The sequence below is a fragment of the Streptomyces sp. NPDC045678 genome (assembly GCF_056432085.1).
Genome location: NZ_JBWKJS010000013.1, coordinates 164,220 through 185,462 on the forward strand (window position 1 = coordinate 164,220; position 21,243 = coordinate 185,462).

16 protein-coding genes are annotated in these 21,243 nt (G+C 72.3%); 8 read left to right on the plus strand and 8 right to left on the minus strand.

Going from position 1 to position 21,243, the window contains the following annotated elements; all coding sequences use genetic code 11:
- Positions 1-33 precede the first annotated feature (33 nt).
- Positions 34-522, minus strand: coding sequence for a winged helix-turn-helix transcriptional regulator (locus AC07DO_RS36750; RefSeq protein ID WP_479066297.1), 489 nt, complete (start codon positions 520-522; stop codon positions 34-36).
- Between the two features lie 161 nt (positions 523-683).
- Between AC07DO_RS36750 and AC07DO_RS36755 the strand changes: the two genes are divergently transcribed.
- Positions 684-1,853, plus strand: coding sequence for a thiolase family protein (locus AC07DO_RS36755; RefSeq protein ID WP_479066299.1), 1,170 nt, complete (start codon positions 684-686; stop codon positions 1,851-1,853).
- Between the two features lie 25 nt (positions 1,854-1,878).
- On the opposite strand, the gene AC07DO_RS36760 is transcribed toward AC07DO_RS36755, so the two are convergent.
- Positions 1,879-2,583, minus strand: a complete 705-nt coding sequence (locus AC07DO_RS36760) for a TVP38/TMEM64 family protein (RefSeq protein ID WP_479066301.1) — start codon at positions 2,581-2,583, stop codon at positions 1,879-1,881.
- Positions 2,584-2,632: 49 nt separating this feature from the next.
- Here AC07DO_RS36760 and AC07DO_RS36765 point away from each other — a divergent pair, with 49 nt between their 5' ends.
- Positions 2,633-3,343, plus strand: coding sequence for a DNA alkylation repair protein (locus AC07DO_RS36765; RefSeq protein ID WP_479066303.1), 711 nt, complete (start codon positions 2,633-2,635; stop codon positions 3,341-3,343).
- Positions 3,344-3,350: 7 nt separating this feature from the next.
- Here AC07DO_RS36765 and AC07DO_RS36770 read toward each other — a convergent pair whose 3' ends face one another.
- Positions 3,351-3,959 carry a TetR/AcrR family transcriptional regulator gene (locus AC07DO_RS36770; protein ID WP_479066305.1) on the minus strand — a complete coding sequence of 203 codons (609 nt, stop codon included), beginning with the start codon at positions 3,957-3,959 and terminating at the stop codon, positions 3,351-3,353.
- A 95-nt stretch (positions 3,960-4,054) separates the two neighbouring features.
- Here AC07DO_RS36770 and AC07DO_RS36775 point away from each other — a divergent pair, with 95 nt between their 5' ends.
- The 3 genes from AC07DO_RS36775 (at position 4,055) to AC07DO_RS36785 (ending at position 8,006) form a co-directional block, all read left to right on the plus strand.
- Positions 4,055-5,512 (plus strand): amidase, encoded by a 1,458-nt coding sequence (locus AC07DO_RS36775; RefSeq protein ID WP_479066307.1) that lies wholly within the window; start codon positions 4,055-4,057, stop codon positions 5,510-5,512.
- A gap of 334 nt (positions 5,513-5,846) precedes the next feature.
- The gene (tuf, locus tag AC07DO_RS36780; RefSeq protein WP_479066308.1) at positions 5,847-7,025 is read left to right on the plus strand and encodes an elongation factor Tu; all 1,179 of its coding nucleotides are present in this window, start codon (positions 5,847-5,849) and stop codon (positions 7,023-7,025) included.
- Positions 7,026-7,214: 189 nt separating this feature from the next.
- Positions 7,215-8,006 carry a spermidine synthase gene (locus AC07DO_RS36785; protein ID WP_479066427.1) on the plus strand — a complete coding sequence of 264 codons (792 nt, stop codon included), beginning with the start codon at positions 7,215-7,217 and terminating at the stop codon, positions 8,004-8,006.
- Here the strand turns inward: AC07DO_RS36785 and AC07DO_RS36790 are convergent.
- From AC07DO_RS36790 to AC07DO_RS36805, 4 genes are all read right to left on the minus strand, one after another.
- Positions 7,968-9,302, minus strand: a complete 1,335-nt coding sequence (locus AC07DO_RS36790; RefSeq protein ID WP_479066310.1) for an MFS transporter — start codon at positions 9,300-9,302, stop codon at positions 7,968-7,970. The two genes, AC07DO_RS36785 and AC07DO_RS36790, sit on opposite strands and share 39 nt — an antisense overlap.
- A gap of 88 nt (positions 9,303-9,390) precedes the next feature.
- A complete protein-coding gene (locus AC07DO_RS36795; RefSeq protein WP_479066312.1) occupies positions 9,391-10,497 on the minus strand; it encodes a DUF8017 domain-containing protein in 1,107 nt (368 codons plus the stop codon).
- A 128-nt stretch (positions 10,498-10,625) separates the two neighbouring features.
- Positions 10,626-11,675 (minus strand): DUF8017 domain-containing protein, encoded by a 1,050-nt coding sequence (locus AC07DO_RS36800; protein ID WP_479066314.1) that lies wholly within the window; start codon positions 11,673-11,675, stop codon positions 10,626-10,628.
- 71 nt (positions 11,676-11,746) lie between these two features.
- Positions 11,747-12,751, minus strand: a complete 1,005-nt coding sequence (locus tag AC07DO_RS36805; RefSeq protein WP_479066315.1) for a DUF8017 domain-containing protein — start codon at positions 12,749-12,751, stop codon at positions 11,747-11,749.
- A gap of 81 nt (positions 12,752-12,832) precedes the next feature.
- Here AC07DO_RS36805 and AC07DO_RS36810 point away from each other — a divergent pair, with 81 nt between their 5' ends.
- Entirely contained in the window at positions 12,833-13,291 is a 459-nt protein-coding gene (locus AC07DO_RS36810; RefSeq protein WP_190537754.1) for a DUF4442 domain-containing protein, read from the plus strand.
- 50 nt (positions 13,292-13,341) lie between these two features.
- On the opposite strand, the gene AC07DO_RS36815 is transcribed toward AC07DO_RS36810, so the two are convergent.
- Positions 13,342-16,803, minus strand: coding sequence for a KAP family P-loop NTPase fold protein (locus AC07DO_RS36815; protein ID WP_479066318.1), 3,462 nt, complete (start codon positions 16,801-16,803; stop codon positions 13,342-13,344).
- 270 nt (positions 16,804-17,073) lie between these two features.
- Between AC07DO_RS36815 and AC07DO_RS36820 the strand changes: the two genes are divergently transcribed.
- Complete coding sequence (locus AC07DO_RS36820; protein ID WP_479066320.1) at positions 17,074-19,560, plus strand: beta-glucosidase; 2,487 nt, start codon at positions 17,074-17,076, stop codon at positions 19,558-19,560.
- 32 nt (positions 19,561-19,592) lie between these two features.
- Positions 19,593-21,215, plus strand: a complete 1,623-nt coding sequence (locus AC07DO_RS36825; RefSeq protein ID WP_479066322.1) for a carboxylesterase/lipase family protein — start codon at positions 19,593-19,595, stop codon at positions 21,213-21,215.
- Positions 21,216-21,243 lie beyond the last annotated feature (28 nt).

A 21,243-nucleotide genomic window follows, 5' to 3' on the forward strand; every position in this document is an offset into this window, starting at 1 on the left:
CCCCCGTCGTGGGGGCAGCGTAGCGGGCCAGGGTTACGGGACGGCGGCAGGGCCGACCGGCGGCTGTGGCGCCGGGCCCGCCGTCGTCCATCCAGGTGCCTGGGGGTGCGCGGTGAGATCGTCGTGCCGCACCGCGTCGCCGCAGGCCGAACAGGTGACCACCGGGACCAGTTCGTGGCCGCAGGCGTGTTCGAGGACCATCGGGCGGTCCCTGTCCCCCCGCAGGTGGCGGTCGCCCCACGCCATCAACGTCATGAGCACGGGCTCCAGTTCGAGCCCGGCGGGGGTCGGCCGGTAGCGGAAGCGCTGCGGGCGCTCGCTGTACGCCTCCTTCTCCAGGATGCCCGCCTCCACCAGGCGGCGCAGGCGTGTCGCGAGGACGTCGCGGGGCGCGCCGATGTTGCGTACCAGCTGGTCGAAGCGTTCATTGCCCAGACACACCTCCCGCAGGACGAGCAGGGAGTACTTCTCGCCGACGAGCGCGAGGGCGTCGGCGATCGAGCAGGGGCGCGGATCCTTCATGCGGGCAGTGTAGGGCGGATCCCGGCGAGGGTTTGAATTTCCAACTCGCCTGGCTAGAGTGAGTTTGAAATTCCTACTCGCTGGGCGATCGTTGAAGTTTGCCTTGTCGTCTTCCGGGCGTTTCCCGGTCGTTCCCCTGGTGTTCGAAAGAGGCTCGCAGCATGCGTGATGCCGTCATCGTCGAAGCCGTACGCACCCCCGTCGGCAAGGGCAAGCCGCAGGGCGCCCTCGCCGCCGTCCATCCCGTCGAACTCCTGGCCCACACCCTGCGCGCCCTCGTCGAACGCACCGGAATCGATCCCGCCCTGATCGACGACGTGATCGGCGGCACCGTCGACCAGGTCGCCGAGCAGGCCATGAACACCACCCGCTACGCCGTGCTCTCGGCCGGCTTCCCCGAGTCCGTGCCCGCGACCACCGTCGACCGGCAGTGCGGCTCCTCCCAGCAGGCCGTGCACTTCGCGGCGCAGGGCGTCATATCGGGTGCGTACGACATGGCCGTCGCCTGCGGCGTGGAGTCGATGAGCCGCGTACCGATGTGGTCGAACGTGCCTGAGGGGACGGATCCGTTCGGGCCCGGTGTCGCCCAGCGGTACCCAGAAGGGCTCGTCCCGCAGGGCATCAGCGCCGAACTCATCGCCGCCAAGTGGTCCATCGGACGGGAACGGATGGACGCGTTCGCGACGACCTCGCACCAGCGCGCCGCGCGCGCCTGGGACGCCGGCCTGTTCGACGCCGAGACCGCACCCGTCGCCGGTCTCACCCGCGACGAGTCCGTACGGCCGGGTACCACCCCCGACGTCCTCGCGGGACTCAAGCCCGCCTACTACGACCCGCACTTCGGCGAGCGCTTCCCGCAGATCGAGTGGTCCGTCACGGCGGGCAACGCGAGCCCGGTCAACGACGGGGCGTCCGCCCTCCTCATCACCACCAGCGAGCACGCCGCCCGCCTCGGCCTGCGTCCGCTTGCCAGGCTGCACAGCTTCGCCGTCACCGGGTCCGACCCGCTCCTCATGCTCACCGGCGTCGTGCCCGCCACGGAGAAGGTGCTGCGCAAGGCGTCGCTGGCCCTCGACGACATCGACCTCTTCGAAGTCAACGAGGCCTTCGCGGCCGTCGTCCTCGCCTGGCTGCGGGAGACCGGCGCCGACCCGGAGAAGGTCAACGTGCACGGCGGTGCCCTCGCCCTCGGTCACCCGCTCGGCGCCAGCGGCGCCCGGCTGATGACCACCCTCGTCCACGCGATGCGTGCTCGCGGCGCGCGGTACGCCCTGCAGACGATGTGCGAGGCGGGCGGACTCGCCAACGCGACCGTCCTGGAAGCGCTGTAGCGGAACAAGAACCGGAAGAAGCGGTTCAGCGGTCGCGGAAGTGGTGGCGCTTGCACCATGCCACCGCTGCCCCGCCCAGACCCGTCACCGCGATGAACCCCATCGCGATCAGGAAGACGGGCGACGTCGGCGTCGACGCGCGGGCGCCCGCGATCACGTACGCCGCCGTGTTCGGGATCGAGCCGAGGCCCGTCGCGAGCAGGAACGGCAGCCAGCCCATGCGGGAGACCGCCGCGCAGTAGTTGGCCGCGGCGAACGGCACGCCCGGGAACAGCCGCACCGCCAGCATCGAGCGGAACCCGTGCCGGCTGAGCTGGCCGTCCGCGGCCTTCAGCCAGCGCCCCCGCAGCAACGGCCGCAGCGCGTCCTGGCCCAGCATCCGGCCGAGACCGAAGGCGATCCCGGCACCGAACACCGTGCCGGCGATCGCCGCGCCGAGGCCCGCCTGCGAGCCGAAGAGCGCGCCCGCCGCCAGATTGAGCAGCGGACGCGGCACGAACGCGGCCGTGCACGCCCCGTACGCCACCGCGAACAGGGTCACCGCCGTGGCGCCGCCCAACTGCGCGGGCCATCCGTCGGACAGGACGCGCTGCGGCTCGAAGAGCAGGACGCACGTCGCCGCCGCGGCCAGCAGCACCACGAGCAGGGACAGCCGCGACCACGGCGAGAGCAGAGCCCTGGCGCAGCGCACGGCGAGGCCCTGCGGGCGGGCGATGGCGGTCTCGAACATCCGGGAAGAGTAACCGGCCCATGTGTCTGATCGCCGTATGGTGCGTCTCATGAGCGTCACAGTCCCGACACCCGTGCCGAGAAGCGACCTCGCCGACACGGTGCTCGAACGGCTCGTCACGACCTACTCGGAGGCGGCACAGCCGGAGAGGTCCGCGCAGATGAGGGCGTACATGAAGGACATCGCCCCCTTCCTCGGCCTGACCTCACCGGTGCGCCGCGACCTGTCCCGCGCGGTCCTCGCCGGCACTCCGCGCCCGGACGAAAAAGACTGCGCGGCGATCGCGCTGCGCTGCTGGGAACTGCCGGAGAGGGAGTACGCCTACTTCGCCGTCGACTACCTGCGCCGCCACGTGAAGCGTTGCTCGTCGGGTTTCCTGCCCGTCGCCCGGCGGCTCGTGACCACGCGCCCCTGGTGGGACACGGTCGACGCGCTCGCCTCGCACGTCGTCGGCGGCCTGGTCGCGGCGGATCCGCGGCTGCGGGCCGTCATGGACGAGTGGATCGAGGACGACGACCTGTGGGTGGCCAGGACGGCCCTCCTCCACCAGCTCCGTCACAAGGCGGACACCGACGCGGAGCGGCTCTTCGCCTACTGCGCGCGCCAGTCGGGGCATCCCGACTTCTTCATCAGGAAAGCCATCGGCTGGTGTCTGCGGGAGTACGCGAAGACCGATCCGGAGGCCGTGCGCGCCTTCGTGGCGCGGGAACGGGACCGGCTGTCGCCGCTCTCGGCGCGGGAAGCGCTGAAGAACCTCTGACCGACCCTCAGGACCCTGCCGCCGCCCGACCTCGGTCCAGCAACGCCTCCACCATGCGCATCAAGCGGTACCCGGCCCGGTCGATGCTGCCGTTCTGCGTGCTGACCTGTGCCCCTTCGAGCAGGAACGTGATCTCGGCCGCGGTCTGTCCCGGGTCGGTCAGCCCAGCCCCCTCGCACAGGGCGACCAGCCGCCGGGTCTGGCGTGCCTTGTGCTCCTCGATCACCTGTCGCGCGGGATGCGAGCGGTCGGGCAGTTCGGCGAGGGAGTTGATGAACGGGCAGCCCCGGTACGAGAGCGTGGGCAGCCCCTCGGCGATGAAGCGGGCCAGGCCCAGGATCTGCTCCCCGGGGTCGTCGGGGTGCGCGGCCTCGACGCGGTCGAAGGCGGCCTGATAGTCGGCCGCGACGATGCGCAGCCACTCGGCGACCAGTGCGTCCTTCGTCTCGAAGTGCCGGTAGATCGCGGCCTTCGTGGTCTCGGCCCGGTCGGCGATCGCCTGGACTCCCACCCGCCGGATGCCCTCGCTCTGGAAGAGCTCTTCCGCCGCGTCGAGGATGCGCTCGCGGGGCGGGAGTTTGGCCACCCTGCTCGGCCTGCTGGTGGTCGCTGTCATGGCTGCTACGGTACCAGTCCGTCCCGCACGATACCGCTCGGTATCGAGCGGAACTTGGCGGTATTCAGAGGTCGCTCGGCACACAGGAGGAAGCAGTGGAAGTCTCGGAATACGTGAACTACGACGCGGTCGGACTTGCGGAGCTGGTGGCCGCGGGTGAGGTGACGCCCGGCGAACTGGCGGCGGCCGCACGCGAGGCGGTGCGGAGGGTGAACCCGGAGATCAATGCCGTCGTCGAGACGTGGGACACCGACGACGAGCCCGCCCCCGACCCCGGCAGCGCGCCGCTGGCCGGGGTCCCGTTCCTGATCAAGGACCTCGGGGTCGCCATGGCCGGGCGGCGGACGGAGCTGGGCAGCCGGCTCGCGGCCGGACACGTCGCGGGCGCCGACTCCTCGCTGGCGGTGCGTCTGCGGCGGGCCGGCCTGGTGACGTTCGGACGCACCACGACCCCGGAGATGGCGTATAGCATCACCACGGAACCGGCGTTCCACGGCCCGACCCGCAACCCGTGGGACCCGCGGCGCAGCGCCGGCGGATCCAGTGGCGGCGCCGGTGCGGCCGTCGCCGCCGGGATCGTCCCCGTCGCGCACGCCACGGACGCCGCGGGCTCGCTCCGCATACCCGCCGCCCACAACGGCCTCTTCGGGCTGAAGCCCACCCGGGGCCGCGTCTCCGTGGGCCCCGACTTCGACGAGATCTTCAACGGCCTGGGCGTGCAGGGCAGCGTCAGCCGCACCGTGCGCGACAGCGCGGTCCTGCTCGACCAGATCCGCGGCCCGGAGCCGGGCGACCCCTACTCCGCGCCCCACCCGCCCAGGCCGTACGCGGAAGAAGTCGACCGCGCGCCGGGGCAGCTGCGCATCGGCGTCCTCACCCGGGCGTGGGGCGGGCGCCGCACCACCGCGCCCGTGGCCGACGCCGTCTCCAGGACCGTGCGGCTGCTCGCCTCCCTCGGTCACCGGGTGACCGAGGCGCGGGTCGACCTCGGGGTCGACTGGGACGAGTTCGTGCTCGCCAACGCCCGCCTCATGACGGCGAACCTCGCCGCCTCGGTCGACGCGCTCGCCACCGCGTTCGGCAGGCCCGTCGACTCCTCCACCCTCGAACCGGTGACCCTGGCAGGACACCGGTACGGGCAACGGGTCAGCGGCCCCCAGTTCGTCGCCGCCCTCGCGGTCCGCAACCGGGTCGCCCGCAGTCTGGCGCGCTACTTCGGCGCGTACGACCTGCTGCTCACCCCGACCGTGCCGGAGCCGCCCATGCTCCTGGGCGAGTACGGGCAGGGCGCGGAGGCGCTGGACGGGTTCGGCTGGATCGAACGCCTCAACGACCGCTCGCCGTTCACCATGGCGTTCAACGTCGCGGGCACGCCCGCCATGTCCGTGCCCGTGACGTCCGACGCGGAGACGGGGCTGCCGGTAGGCATGCAGTTCGCCGCCGGTCACGGGGAAGAGGGGCTGCTCTTCCGTCTCGCCGGGCAGCTGGAACAGGCGAGCCCGTGGGCCGGTCGTACGCCTGCCGTGTGGGCAGGCGGCCCTCGGGTGCGCTGACGCCCGGGCCGTCGGCAACTCGGCCCCCGTTGTGTGCTGTTCGCACGAAAATCATTCGACGTGGGCGTTTTCTTCGGTGAGGATCAGTCCCATGTTCCGGTACGCCTTCCTCGCAGCCACGCCCGCAGTCGCGGGCGCTGCGAAGGCTGCCGTCCACACGCCGGCCGTCCTCGCACCCGACGCCTTCGACGGCACCCGAAGCTGACCCTCCCCGGACATTCCGGCGGACCCCCGAGGGGGAGGGTCGGTCCGGCCCCCGGGGTCCCCGTCCCGACCGACCGCGCGCATCCGCCGGTCCGGGACAACAGCTTCGAGTTCCGGAGAAGGAACCACCATGTCCAAGACCGCATACGTCCGTACGAAGCCGCACCTGAACATCGGCACGATGGGCCACGTCGACCACGGCAAGACCACCCTGACCGCCGCCATCACCAAGGTCCTCAGCGAGCGCGGCACCGGCGGCGCCACCCAGTACGTGTCCTTCGACCGCATCGACCGCGCCCCCGAGGAGGCGCAGCGCGGCATCACCATCAACATCGCGCACGTCGAGTACGAGACGGACACCCGGCACTACGCGCACGTGGACATGCCCGGCCACGCGGACTACGTGAAGAACATGGTCACCGGCGCCGCCCAGCTCGACGGGGCGATCCTCGTCGTGTCGGCGCTCGACGGGATCATGCCGCAGACCGCCGAGCACGTGCTGCTCGCCCGGCAGGTCGGCGTCGACCACATCGTCGTAGCCCTCAACAAGGCGGACGCGGGTGACGAGGAGCTCACCGACCTCGTCGAGCTGGAGGTCCGTGATCTGCTCTCCGCGCACGGATACGGAGGCGACTCCGTCCCCGTCGTACGGGTCTCCGGGCTGAAGGCCCTCGAAGGCGACCCGCGGTGGACGTCCGCGATCGAGGCCCTCCTCGACGCGGTGGACACCTACGTGCCGATGCCGGAGCGCTATCTCGACGCGCCGTTCCTGCTGCCCGTCGAGAACGTGCTCACCATCACCGGGCGCGGCACCGTCGTCACCGGCGCCGTGGAGCGCGGCACCGTCCGGCTCGGGGACCGCGTGGAGGTCCTCGGCGCCGACACGGAGACGGTGGTCACCGACCTGGAGACCTTCGGCAAACCGATGGAGGAGGCGCAGGCCGGCGACAACGTGGCGCTGCTGCTGCGCGGTCTGCCACGCGACGCCGTACGACGCGGGCACGTCGTCGCGGCGCCCGGCAGCGTCACTCCACGTCGGCGCTTCACCGCGCAGGTGTACGTCCTGTCGGCCCGCGAGGGCGGCCGTACGACACCGATCGCCACGGGGTACCGGCCGCAGTTCTACATCAGGACCGCCGACGTCGTCGGCGACGTCGACCTCGGCGAGGCCGCCGTGGCCCGCCCCGGCGACACCGTCACGATGACGGTCGAACTGGGCCGTGACGTACCGCTGGAGACCGGCCTCGGCTTCGCGATCCGCGAGGGCGGCCGCACCGTCGGCGCCGGCACCGTGACCGGAGTCGCCTGACGGGTCGCGGTCCGTCACACCCGCCCCGGGGGGACCGGCCCCCCGGGGCGGGCGGGCACAATGGACGGCGTGGACGAGCACGAGTTCGAGGGCGGGGCCGGGGCGGACGCCCCGGGCGGGAGTGCGGGCGCGGAGCCGGACGAAGCTGTTCCGGTGACCCGGGGGGTCGACCACGGCACGGCCAGACTCATGCCCGACATCGACAGACCGCGCGCCTGGCTGCTCACGGTCGACGGCGCGCCCCAGTCGTACGTCGACCTGGACGACCCCACCCACCTGGAGTTCGAGTACGCGCGCCGCCTCGCCCACCTCCTCGACACCGCGGCCGAGCCGGGCGCCCCGCTCGACGTCACCCATCTCGGCGGCGGCGCCCTCACCCTGCCCCGCTACGTCGCCGCCACCCGCCCGGGCTCCCGGCAACAGGTGGTCGAGGCCGACCGCGGACTCCTCCGGCTGGTCGCCGAGCGGCTGCCGTTGACCGGGACGAGCGGGGTCGACGTGCACGGCGCCGACGCACGGGAGTGGCTCGACGCGGCGCCGGACGACAGCGCCGACGTCGTCGTCGCCGACGTGTTCGGCGGCTCACGCGTGCCCGCGCACCTCACCACCGTGGCGTACGCGCGCACCGCCGACCGGGTGCTGCGCCCGGGCGGGCACTACACCGCGAACCTCGCCGACGGCGCCCCGTTCGCCTTCCTCCGCTCCCAACTCGCCACGTTCGCCGAGGTCTTCGAGGAGCTCGCGCTGATCGCCGAGCCGTCGGTGCTGCGCGGACGCCGCTTCGGGAACGCCGTGCTCATCGCCGCGCACCACCCCATCGACGTCGCGACACTGGCCCGTCGCACGGCCTCCGACGTCTTCCCCGCCCGCGTCGAGCACGGCGACGCCTTGCACCGCTTCATCGGGGACGCGCGACCGGTGCGGGACGCGGAAGCGGTCCCCTCACCCGAGCCGCCCGACGGCGCCTTCTCCATCGGGTGACGCCCCGGCCGCGGCGGCGAGCGGGTCCGGCTTCGGGTCCGCCGGCGTCCCGGCCGACGCCACGTGCGTCGTGCGCCGCGTCAGGTTGCGTACGTCCGGTACGAAGAGGACGGCCGCCGTCACCAGGACCACCAGCGCCGCACAGCCCCACAGCGACGGGGTCCTGCCGAACGCCGACTCCGCGGGACCCGCGAGCGCCGTGGCCAGCGGGACCATCGCGATCGAGCCGAACCAGTCGTAGGCGGCGACGCGCGACAGCTTCTCCTCCGGGATCTCCTGGTGCATCGCGGTCATCCAGGAGACGCCGAACACCTCGATCGCGACGCCGCTGACGAACATCACCGCGGCGAGACCCGCGACCGGCAGCGGCACGGCGAGCGCCGCCGAAGGAGCGGCCAGCGGGAAGACGCAGAGGGTGCCCGCGAACAGCAGGCGCCGCGGCTTCCACCGCATCATCAGGAACGCCCCGCAGACCGTGCCCGCCCCGAACGCGCCGAGCGCCAGACCCCACGGCCCCGCACCCCCCAGCTCGTCCCGCGCCACCAGCGGCCCGAACACCGACTCGGCGGCGCCGACCACCGCCACCACCACCGAGAACTGCGCCACGATCGACCACAGCCAGGGCCGCCCCGTGAACTCGCGCCAGCCGTCCCGCAGGTCGGCGATGAGCCCCTCGCCCGGCGCACGCTCCGGGATGTGACTCACGTCGAGGAAGGACCGCAGCGCCCCCGCGACCGCGAACGCGGCGGCGTCCACCGCGAGCACCCAGCCAGGGCCGATCGCCGCGACCAGCAGACCGCCGAGCGCGGCCCCGCCGAGCCCCGCCCCCTGCATCGCCATGCGGTACAACGCGAACGCGCGGCCCACCTGCTCGCCGCTGACCGACGACATCAGCATGCCCTCCGCGGCAGGACCGAAGAAGGCCTGACCGATGCCGCCGAGCCCGCCGAGCAGCATCATCTGCCACAGCTGGGGCTCGCCCGCGAGGACGAGCACGGCGAAGGCCGCCTGGGACACGCAGTTGAGGACGTTGGCGGCGACCATCACGTGGTGGCGCGGCAGCCGGTCGGCGATCGCCCCGCCGATGAGCAGGAACAGCACGAGCGGCAGCGTCCGTGCGGCGGCGACGAGGCCGACGTCCCCGCCGTCGCCTCCCGCGTCGAGAACCGCGAACGCCGCCGCGATCAACGCCCCGTGGCTTCCGAGGTTCGTCACGATCGCGGCGGCGGTCAGGAGCGTGTAGTTGCGGCCGGCCCAGGAGGGCCCGCGGCGCGGCGCGGAGGCGGGAATCGTCACCCCGGGACTATCCCCGGCGGGCGGCCGACTTGCCAAACCGTTTCCTGCGCACTCCGCGTGCGGTTCTCGGGCGCCTCGCAGGGGAGCGTCAGGACCGCCCCTCCTCCTCGGACGTCTCCTTGCTCAGCCGCACCGTGCCGAGGATCTGCTGCACGAGGTCGTCGGAGACCTCTTCCTTGACGCCCTTCGCGCCGTAGAGGGTCCAGGCGACGAACTCACCCGCGCCGTTCTTGAAGGCGAACGTGGTCGCCTTGCCATCGGAGTCGCACTTGGCCGACGTGGCGGCACCGGACGTCGTCGACGTGGCGACGCTGCCCTTGATCCCGGCCTTGGTGGTGAAGTCCTTGATCTCGCCGATCTTGATCTTCTTCTTGTCGGCCTTGGTCTGCTCGGTGTAGCCGCCGAAGACCCACCACGCCGAGTCGTTGCGCGCGATGTCCTTGGTGTTCTTGGCCCCGTCCTGGCCCTTCGTGCCGACCGCGGCGAGCGAGGTGTCGTCGGGCTCGCCGTCCTTGTCGTCGTCGGACGTGCACCACTTGTCCTTGAGGATCGCCGGGGCGGACATGCCGATGATGGTCTTCGCGCCCTCCTCCTTGCGGTCGTCGAAGGCGATGAAGGTGTCCGGCGTCTGGACCTTCCAGTCCGGCGGGACGTCGAACGCGGTGCCCCACTTGGGGTTCACGACGACCTGCCAGCCGTCGATCATGGGCTTCTCGTCGTCGGCGTCGCGCGCGTTCCCGTCGTCGCTCGGCGACGGGCTCGGGTCCGTCTTCGCGGACTTCGAGGGCTTCGCCGGGCCCGCCTCGTCGCTCTTGTCGTCATCGCCGCCGAAGACCAGGAAACCGGTGACGCCCGCCGCCACCACCACGGCGAGCGCCGCCACGATGGCGGTGACCTTCGTCTTGTTCCCGCCGCCACCGCCCTGTCCGCCGCCGGTCTGCTGCTGCGGCATCGGCGGCGGCGTCGGGGCCGCCCAGTGCGACTGCTCGGGCTGCGAGTACGCGCCCGGCTGCGGCTGCTGGCCACCCGCAGGTTGCTGGTAGCCCCCCGCAGGCTGCTGGTAGCCACCCGCGGACTGCTGGTATCCCGGCTGCTGATACGGGTTCGGCTGCTGGTACCCCGGCTGCTGGTACGGGTTCTGACTCTGGTCCTGCGGGTTCTGCTCGCCCCCGGGCGGCTGATTTTCTGGCCACATGGCCAGTAACCATAGAGGTGTGGGGGACCCGGTGCCATGCGCGGCCCCGGCGGGACGGGCGCCTACCGGGCGATACAGGGAGAACCTGTGGAAACCGTGGAGGAAGCGGAGCGTAAGGGGAGAATGCTTCAGGATTCCGTCGGGTCCCCGTGGGTGCGTACCGTGCTGAGGATCTTCATCACCGTCTCCTCCGGGATCTCGTCCTTCACGCCCTTGGCGCCGTAGAGGCTCCAGGCGACGTACTCACCGGCCGAGTTCTTGAAGCCGAAGGTGATCGCCTTGCCGTCCGACGCGCACTTGCCCTTCTGCGGCGTGTTCGTCGACCGGGCGCGGGCGATGCTGCCCTTGATCCCTGACTTGGTGGTGTACGGCTCCGCCTTCTCGTCGGAGGTGAAACTCTTCTTGTCCGGCTGGGTGTAGGCGGCGAAGACCCACCAGCCGACCTGGTTGACTGCGACCTCGTCGGTGTTCTTCGCGCCGTTCGCGCCCTTCGTGCCCACGGCGGCGAGCTCGTGGTCCTCGGTCCTGCCGTCCTTGTTGTCGTCGGTGACGCACCACTTGGACTTGAGGTACGCGGGCGCCGACATGGTCATCAGCGGCTTGCCGGTCTCGTTGTCCTCGAAGGCGATCGCCGATCCCGGGTTCTGCACCTCCCACTCCGGCGGCACGTCGAAGGCGGTGCCCCACTTCGGGTTCACCACGACGTGCCAGCCCTTGATGGTCGGCTTCAGGCTGTCGTCGGCGCCGCGCCCGCTGTCGGAGCCGTCGCCCGTCGTGGGGCTCGGCTGCCGGGAGGCGGGCGCGGGGGAGTCGGCCTTGGTGTCCTTGCCGTCGCCGCCGCTCAGCACCAGGTACCCGGTGACGCCCGCGGCCACGACGACGGCGGCCGCCGTCACGATCGAGATGATCTTGACCTTGTTGCGCCCTCCGCGGTCGCCACCGCCACTGCTCCCGCCGGTTGCCCGGGGCACCCCCGTAGGGGCCGTCGGGGTACTCCACCGACCCGGCTGCCCCGCGGCGGGCTGTTGAGCCTGCGGGGGCTGCTGGTAGGGGTTCGGAGCCTGATATCCCGGCTGCTGATAGGGATTCGGCTGCTGGTACCCCGGCTGCTGGTACGGGTTCTGACTCTGGTCCTGCGGGTTCTGCTCGCCCCCGGGCGGCTGCTGTCCTGGCCACATGGCCGGACACGATACGGGGCCCGGTCATACAAGATCACAATGGCCCCGGGTGTGCGCGGGTCTCTCCGGGGTCAGCCCTGGCCGGGCTCGTACAGACGCACCGTCGCGACGATCTTGCGGACCGTGTCGTCCGGCAGTTCGTCCTTGACGCCCTTCGCGCCGTGGAAGGACCATGAGGCGAACCCGCCGTCCGCTTTCTTGAAGGCGAACACCATGGCCTTGCCGTCCGAGCCGCACGTGCCCCGCTTCTCGGCGCCCGCCGAACTCGCGGTCACCAGGGTGCCCTTGAGGCCGGACTCGGTGGTGTACATCTCCGTCGGCCCCATCGTGACCTTCTTCCTGTCCGGCTGCGTGTAGACGCCGTAGACCCAGTTGACCGCGTCGTGCCGCGCGGCCTCCTCGGTGCTCTTCACGCCGCGTCCGCCGCGCGTGCCCGCGGCCGCCAGCGCCGTGTCGTCCTTGATGCCGTCCTTGTCGTCGTCGCTCACGCACCACTTCTCCTTGAAGTAGGCGGGGGCGGCGTAGGCGGCGAGGAACGGCGCCGCGTCGTCCTCGGCGTCCTTGTCCTCCACGACGCCGCCGGCCCAGTCCCGCGATTCCAGGGACCATTCGGCCGGCACGTCGAACGCGATGCCGAGCTTGGGGTTGACGACGACTTTCCAGCCGGGAACGGCCGGCTCGGGCATGCCGTCCCCGGTGCGCGGATTGGCGGCACCGGTGGCAGTGGCGGTGGCGGTGGCGTCCGGAGAGGCGCTGGACCTCGCCGGGCCGGGCTTCGCGGCGTCGTCCTTGTCGCCGCCGAGGAGCAGGGCGCCCGTGACGCCCGCGGCGACGACGAAGGCACCGGCCGCGACCAGGGCGATCAGCTTCGCGCGGCCGCCGCTGCCCTTGCCGCCTCCCGGGGGCTCGGGCGCCGCTCCCCGCGGACCGGCGGGCATCGTCGGGGCGTTCCACGGGGCTTGCTGCCCGTAGGGGTTGGGCTGCTGGTACCCCGGCTGCCGGTACGGGTTCTGACTCTGCGGGTTCTGGCCCTGCTGGTTCTGCTCGCCCCCGGGCGGCTGCTCTCCGTGCCACATGGGCGTCAACCATAGGTGACGGTGATCCCTGTGCGACCGGGACCTGGCCAAGGCGTGCTACCCGTGGGTAACATCGCGGTCATGAGCGCAGACCAGATGTCGATCGGCGAGATGCTCGCCGCCACGGTTCCGATGGCCCGGACCCTGAACCTCGAGTTCCGGGAGACCTCGCCGGACAGGGCCGTGGTGGCCCTGCCCGACCAGAGCGACTACCACAACCACGTCGGCGGACCGCACGCCGGCGCCATGTTCACGCTGGGCGAGTCCGCGAGCGGGGCCATCGTCCTCGCCGCGTTCGGCGCGGAGCTTTCGCGGGCGGTCCCGCTCGCCGTCAGCGCCGAGATCGCGTACAAGAAGCTGGCCATGGGCCCTGTGACGGCGACGGCCACCCTCGGCCGTCCGGCCACCGACGTGATCGCCGAACTCGACGCGGGCGAGCGCCCCGAGTTCCCGGTCACGATCGAGATCCGGCGCGAGGACGGCGCCGTCACCGGCGAGATGACGGTGGTGTGGACGCTGCGTCCCAACAACCCCAGCTGACCCCCGGGGAGAGACGCGATCCGGCCGGGGCGGGTCGGCGGCGCGCCGGGTCACAGACTCTCGGCCACCGCTGCCACCTGCTCCCCGCCGTGATCCCGCAGCAGCGCGCGCAGCGCGTCGCACGCCGTGGTGTGGTGCTTGGCCCGGAGCCCGGCCCGGGCACGTGACGCGGCCCACTGCTCGTCGTCGTGCACGCTCCGGGCCAGCCAGTACAGGCCCGGCCTTCCCTCGACCGGGCGGCGCAGCTGCGCCTGCATCGCGGGCCAGCGCGCCGCGATCTCGGCGAGGACGACCAGATGAAGGGCCTGTTCCACGGAGAGCTGATCGGTTCCCCGGGCCTTGTGGCCGCTCACCCGCAGATAGAACTGCCAGATCGTCAGGAGCCGCTTGGCCTCCCGGATCGAGACGTCCGGGTGGTCGTTCAGGCGTTGCTCGATGAGCGTACGGATCTCCGGGTTCGTCTCCAGCGCGCGGGCCCGGGCCTCGGCCACCGGGTCGTACCGGATGCGTGGCGTCCCGGCTTCCCCTGTGGCCCTGGCCGTCTCCGCAGTGACCGCCGTGGTGGGCGCGGGACGCACGGGGGTGGCGCCGCCCTCGGGAGTGGCCGCCGACGGCTCCCGAGCGACGACGGCGCCCAGCAGCCCGGTCAGGACCGTGGTGATCCCGGTGTCCGTGATGGGCGGCAGGGGAATCGGCAGCTGGATGAGCTTGCGCAGGAACGTCCAGCCCCAGGTGGGGTCCCCGTTGCCCGGCGTGGACTTGGCGGGTGTGAGGTCCTGGTAGGCGCGGTCGAGGTGGGCCGCGACAACGGCCGGGTCGAGTCCGATCACGAACCGGCACCGGGGATGATCGTGGGCCTTCTCGGCCGGCCGGGAGCCGTGGATGGCCCCTGACAGGAAGAGATTGATGGCCTCGAACACGTCGGCGGTCGCGCGGGGCGAGCACCGGTCGAGGTCGTCGATGAACATGATGAGTTCATGGCCACGGTCCCGCAGGCTCGCCAACAGCTCGCGGATGTCGTGCTGTACGAGGTAGAGGTAGCCGGACCGTGCGTTGTAGTACGGGTCCCGCAGCGCGGTGTCGACGCCGCCGGTGCCGGGGGCCAGTGGGCCGCTGAGTACCGGTCCGTCGAAGAGCTCGCCGGGCAGGAACGCCCGGGCGCGGCCCATGACCAGGCGGCCCAGCGTGTGCAGTACGCCTATCAGGAGCAGTGTCCCCGGGAGCAGCAGGGCGAGTGTCGGGGCGGTGAGCTCCTTCCCCCACACCACATAGACCTGGTCAGCCTTGACCAGTTGGGCCAGCAGAGGGGCCAGGAGCGCGAAGACGGCGACGCGCAGCAGCGGGGAGGCCAGGTGCCGCCACAGCGTCCGCTTCAGGTGACGCCGGTCGAGCCGCAGGCCGTTGCGGAGCAGCCAGTACTCCTCGCGGGACCTGTCGTCGACGCCCAGGCAGGGTTGCGCGGCCTCGACGATCGACCGGGTGAGGCCCGCCCAGATCTGTTCGCTCGACTGGTGGGCCCAGGGGTTGAAGTGGGCGATCACGGGGGGCACGGAAGGCTTCGGGGGCGCGGGCGTGGAGTTCTGAGACGAGCCCGAGAGCTGCTCGGCCTCCCGGTCACAATCGGAGCCAGGCGGTTCCGCGCCGGAGCGGGTCGAGAGCCCCTGGCGCGCGGCCCAGGCGGACAGGTACGCCGGAGGGCGCCGCTTCCACCAGGCGCGGGAGGTCTCGGTGGGCGGCGGCTGCTTCTGCCGACGGCCCAGCTCCTGCTCGATGAGCCGCATCATGGTCGTCTTGCCCGAGCCCCACGGGCCTTCCAGCGCGACGACGGTCGGCCCGCTCGTATCACTGCCCGCCACGGAGGGATCCCGCGGATCCTCGGGCATCACCAGCAGGTCGGTGACGGCCGCGACGACGGCGGCTCTGCCCAGCAGGTCGGCTTCGGCGGCACGGTCGCCGAAACCCCGGATGTGCAGGGACCCCTCGGTGTCCGAGGATTCGGCGCCGGGTGCCGGGCCCGGCGACTCCACGGGCAGCGATCCGTGCTCCGTCGGGCGCGCGGCCAGGAGAGCGCTTACGTCCCGGGCGGATTCGGCCGTGTCCGGGTACGCGTCCAGGAGCGCGGTGAGGGCCGCCGCGTGCAGATGGAGTACGGAACCGGATCCGCCCCCCTCGATGTCGTCGGGCAGGATCGCGGGATCGGCGACGGCGTCCCAGTCCTCGTGCGCGTACCCCGGGATCTGCCGCAGCAGCTCCGCGTACGACCGCATCGCCGCTCGGTAGGAGGCTTCCCGCGCTGTCCGGGAGTCGTCCAACTCCGGGAGCGAGGAGACGGCGGCGCTCTCGTACACGCGCCTGACGTCGTTCGGACCGGAGCGCTTCCGAAGCGCTGTCCACCACTCGCCCAGTGACCGGGCGAGGATCAGGACCCGTACCGGGTAGGTGCCGGCGTCGCGTACCGCCTGCCCGATCACGGCGTCGATCTGCTGCAGCCGGGTCTCCCCGTAGTCGATGACGATCAGCGCGGGCACCCTGAGGTGGGCGAGGGCCCGCAGTCCGTCCGCGTCCACCCCGACACGCAGCGACCCCGTGGCCCAGCCGCGCGCGGCCATCCGGGAGGCGAATTCCAGTGCGAGGCGCGTCTTCCCGTAGCCGCCGGGGGCGACCCAGATGAACACGCCGACGTCCTGGGCGCCGACGGCGTGCTGCTCGTCCAGTGACCACTGTTCCAGCTCTGCGAGCTCGGCCTCGCGACCGTGGAACGGTACGGCCGCGACGTCCGCGGCCAGGAGCGCCGACGGAGAGCCGATCCGGCGCCGCGGCCGGGGCGGGTCCACGACATCCGCCAGCTCCGCGGACTCGATGACGAAAGGCACTCCGGTGCGCTCCGAGACCAGACGCACGAAATCCTCGGAACCGGCCAGTCGGCTCACCCGGACCGCGATCAGCAGGCCGTCCGCGGAGCTGATATGCGAGGCCGTGCCGATCAGTACATCCCCGGCGAAGACCGGCGCCCCGGACAGCCCCAACAGGCCTGACACGTCGTTCGAGGCGTCAGGGCCGCGTGAGGAGTCGAGCCAGATGCCCCAGTCGGTCTCCGGTGCGTCGGCCCCGGGATCGATCACGCCCGAAAAGTGTCTGCCCGCGGCGTCGGAGACGGTGAGGCCGGTCACCGTGCACTTCACGGGCCGGCTCCCCGACAGCGTGCCCCACCGCGTCGGTGCCGACGCCGACGGAGGCTCCGCCCCGGGGTCCTGGAACGCGAGGAGAGCGGTGTCGACGGGGCCGGTCCCGCGCCAGAGCACGTGGCAGCGGTGCCGGTCGTTCGTGCCGAGCAAGCGGACCGCATGCACCGGCTCGTCGCCCACCGTGTGCGCGGCGGCAAGAACCAGACCGCCGCCGAGCAGATACCCCGTGCCGCGCGGCTCACCCTTCTCGGACTCGACCCCGACGACCCGGCTGATGTCCACGCCCATGATCCCCCGCCCCCACGTGCCGTGGCTGACCTCAGGCATACCAAAAACCCGGCAAGAAGACGCCCTCATCGGCCGGTTGGGCGACAGGGAGGGGAAGAAGGTCTCTCGCCGCGTCCTGTTCAACTCATTGACACGAGTCATCCCCGGTCATAGTTTTCCCGCCGCCCCCCGTGGTGTCTAACGGCGCGTCAAGTCTCCCTGTCGCATAGTGCGTTCAAGGGGCGAACGACGACCCGCCATTGGCACGTGTACACGCTTCGTTTCACACAGTCGTGTTCGCGCACCAGGCACAGAAGGAAGTGACGGCTCATGTCCCGTTCCGTGTCCCGGCGGTCGGCCCTCGGGCTGGCCGGCGGTGCGATCGCCGTGGCCGCCGCGGCCACCGCAGGAGTGGCGGTGCCCTCGCACGCGGCCGCCCGGGAAAGACAGGGCCCCGGCGCGGGTCCCCGCGTCGAGTCCCTGATCGGCAGGCTCACCCTCGACGAGAAGATCTCCCTGCTGCACGGCGCCACCGACCCCGACTCCCTCGGCCAGGCGGGTTACGTTCCCGGTGTGCCGCGACTCGGCATCCCGCCGCTGCGCCTCGCCGACGGGCCCGCGGGCGTCCGCGTCGCGGCCCGCGCCACCGCCCTGCCCGCCCCCGTCATGCTGGCCGCCGCCTTCGACCCGGCCCTCGCCCGGCGCTACGGCCAGGTCATCGGACGCGAAGGACGCGCCCTGAAGCAGGACGTACTGCTGTCCCCGATGGTCAACCTGATCCGCACCCCGTACGCGGGACGCAACTTCGAGACCTTCGGCGAGGACCCGCTGCTCACCGCCGACATGGTGTCCGCGGAGATCAGGGGCATCCAGAGTGAGGGGCTCATCGCCACCGTCAAGCACTTCGCCCTGAACAACCAGGAGAAGGACCGCATGTCCATCGACGTGCGGGCCGACGAGCGGACCCTGCACGAGACGGAGCTGCGCGGGTTCGAGGCGGCCGTCGCCGCGCGCACCGGCGCCGTCATGGGCGCGTACAACAAGGTCAACGGCACGTTCGCCTGCGAGAACAGGGCGCTGCTCAGCGATATCCTGCGCGAGCGCTGGGGCTTCGAGGGGTGGGTGATGACCGACTGGACCGCCCAGCACAGCACCGCCGCCGCCCTCGCCGCGGGGCTCGACATGGAGATGCCCGACGGGGTCTACTTCGGCGCCGCCCTGAAGAAGGCCGTCCGGAACGGCACCGTTCCCGAGCCTCAGGTCGACCGTTCCGTCCGCCGCGTCCTCGGGGTCATGGAGCGGTTCGGCCTGCTCGACAAGAGCGCGCCACCCCGCCCGGCGCGCAACCCGAAGGCCGGGGCGGCGGTCGCCCTCGACGTCGCCAAGGCGGGCGCCACTCTGCTCCGTAACGCCCACGGGGCGTTGCCGCTGAGGGGCCGGGCCGCCCGCGACATCGCCGTGATCGGGCCCACCGGCCGCTACCCGTTCGTCAGCGGCGGCGGCAGCGCCCACGTGATCCCCGACCGGGCGGACAGCCCCCTCCGTGCCATCAGGGCACGGGCCGGACGCGGCGCCGACGTCACGTACGCGCTGGGCGAGGACCTGTACGGCAGGGCGATCCCGCGGCGCGAGCTCAGCCCCGGCCTCGACGCCGAGGGCCAGCGGGTCGCCGCGGGCAAGGAGTGGACGTACGACGGGACGCTGACCCCGGCCGAGTCGGACGAGTGGACGCTCGTCATCCACTACTCGGGCGAGCGGCCCGAGGTGGAGCTGGACGGCGTCGAGCTCTATCCGAAGCAGCCGGGCGTCGGCGAGTTCTTCTCCGGCGGCCTCGTCTCCACCGCGCCGGACGGGCTGAACGTGCGGCGCGCGACCCTGCCCCTCACCCCCGCCGGACACCGGCTGCGGATCAGGGCCAAGGGCGGCGACCGGGGCCAGACGTTCCGGCTGTGCCGGGTCACCGGCGCCACCCGCACGGCGGACGTCGCGGCGGCGGTCCGGGCGGCGCGCGGCGCGCACAGCGTCGTCCTCTTCGCGTACGAGGACGCGACCGAGGGCCAGGACCGCACGACCGTCGCGCTCCCCGGCCACCAGGAGGACCTCATCAGGGCGGTGACCGCCGCCAACCCCCGTACCACCGTGGTCCTCAACACGTCGTCGGCCACCTCGATGCCGTGGCTGGAGCGGACCGCCGCCGTGCTGCAGATGTACTACCCCGGTCAGGAGGGCGCGGCCGCCACCGCCGCCGTCCTGTTCGGCGACTGCGACCCCGGCGGCCGGCTCACCCAGTCCTTCCCGGTGGACGACGACCACCACCCGATGACGGGCGATCCGTTGCGCTATCCCGGAGCGGGCGGCGTCGAGGAGTACTCGGAGGGCGTCTTCGTCGGCTACCGCTGGTACGACGCCGAAGGGGTGCGGCCGCTCTTCCCCTTCGGGCACGGACTCTCGTACACCACCTTCGACTACCGGGACCTCTCGGTCCGCACGGTCGGCCGGGGCCTGGACGTGACCTTCACCGTGCGCAACACGGGGAGGCGGGACGGCAGCACCGTCGCCCAGGTGTACGTCGGCCCTTCGCCCGACCTGGCGATGGACCAGGCCCGGCGGGTGCTCGGCGGTTACGAGCGGGTCGCGCTGCGCGCCGGGCAGCGGCGGCGCGTCACCGTTCACGTCGACCGCAGGACCCTCTCGGCGTGGGACGCCGGACGGCACGACTGGGTCCTCGGGACCGGTCGGCGCACCATCCAAGTGGGTACATCAGCAGCCAAGTTGATCCTCACCGCGCACACCGTCGTCAAGGGAGCCGGTTCATGAAAGGGAAAGCCAGCACGGGACGGAAGTCCAGCATGAGACGGAAGATACGTCGCGCCGCGTCGGTCGTCGCCGTCCTGGCGGCCACCGCCGCGGCCTCACTCGCCCCGCTTCCGGCGCAGGCCGCGGACCGACCGCCCGCCCCGGACGGCACGCTGGTGCGCACCGACGCCGGCTGGGTGCGGGGCGACTCCACCGACGAGGGGCGGCAGTTCCTCGGCATCCCCTATGCGCGGCAGCCCGTCGGCAGCCTGCGCTGGAAGGAGCCGCGGCCCGCGAAGCCCTGGGACGGCGTGCGCCGGGCGGACGCCTTCGGCAACCGCTGCGTGCAGAACGCCAGTTGGGATCCGGGGTACGAGAACCCCAGCCACACCGAGGACTGTCTCGACCTGAACGTGTACGCGCCGCGAGGCCATACGGAACGGCCGCGCCCCGTGCTGGTGTGGCTGCACGGCGGTGGGCTCACCGCGGGTGCGGGCGAGGACATCGTGCCCGACACCTTCGCCCGCCGGACCGGCACCGTCGTCGTCACCGTCAACTACCGCCTCGGAGCGCTGGGGTTCCTCGCCGCCGCGGGTCTCGACGGCGAGGCGTCCGACGGCGTGTCCGGCAACTACGGACTGCTCGACCAGCAGGCCGCCCTGCGCTGGGTGCGCGCCAACATCGGCCGGTTCGGGGGCGACACGGACCGCGTCACCATCGCGGGCGAGTCCGCCGGTGGCCGTTCCGTGTGCACCCTGCTCGCCTCGCCCACCGCCCGCGGCCTGTACCGCGCGGGCATCGTGGAGAGCGGAGCGTACGGCGACTGCGCGGCCCGCGAGCGCGGTCCCGCGGTCCGCGACGGCGCGGCCTTCGCGAAGAAGGCGGGCTGTCCCGACCCGGCGACCGCCCTCGCCTGCCTGCGGAGGAAGCCCGCGAAGGACGTCCTCGCCGCGCAGGCCGGGTTCGACTGGGGACCGGTCGCCGGCGGCGCCTTCCTGCCCGTACAGCCGAAGGAGGCGTACGAGAACGGGGGCGCCGCCCGCGTGCCCGTGCTCAACGGCGCCAACAGCGACGAAGGCAACCTCTTCGCCTTCGCCCGGTTCGACGGCGCGGGCGCCCCGCTCACCGACGAGCAGTACCCCGGAGCCGTCACCGAGGCGTACGGCCCCGACCTGGGCGGCCGCGTCCTGACGGCCTACCCGCTCGCGGAGCACGCCTCGCCCACGCACGCGTTCGGCGCGGCGACCGGGGACCGGGTGTTCGCCTGCACGGCGCTGCGCATGAACAAGGCCCTGGCGCACCGCGGACCCGTCTACGCCTACGAGTTCGCCGACCGCACCTCACCGCCCTTCGCGTCCCTGCGCGAGCTGGACACCGACTTCGACTTCGGCGCGACCCACGTCAACGAAGTCCAGTACCTCTTCAAACACTTCGGTCTCGACTCGCCCCTCGACAAGGAACAGCGGGCGCTCGCCCGGCAGATGGTGCAGTACTGGGGGTCGTTCATCCGCACCGGCGTGCCGCGCGCCGACGGCGGTCCCGCCGCCCCCGACCAGCGCACCCGCCCCGGGCGGCTCCTCTCCCTGCGCACCGCGTCCGAGGGCGGCACCGGCATCAGCACCGCGGTGCACGACGCTCACCGGTGCGCCCTCTGGGACGCCGTTCCGGCCGGGTGACACGGTCCGGGTAGGCTGCCCGGCGTGC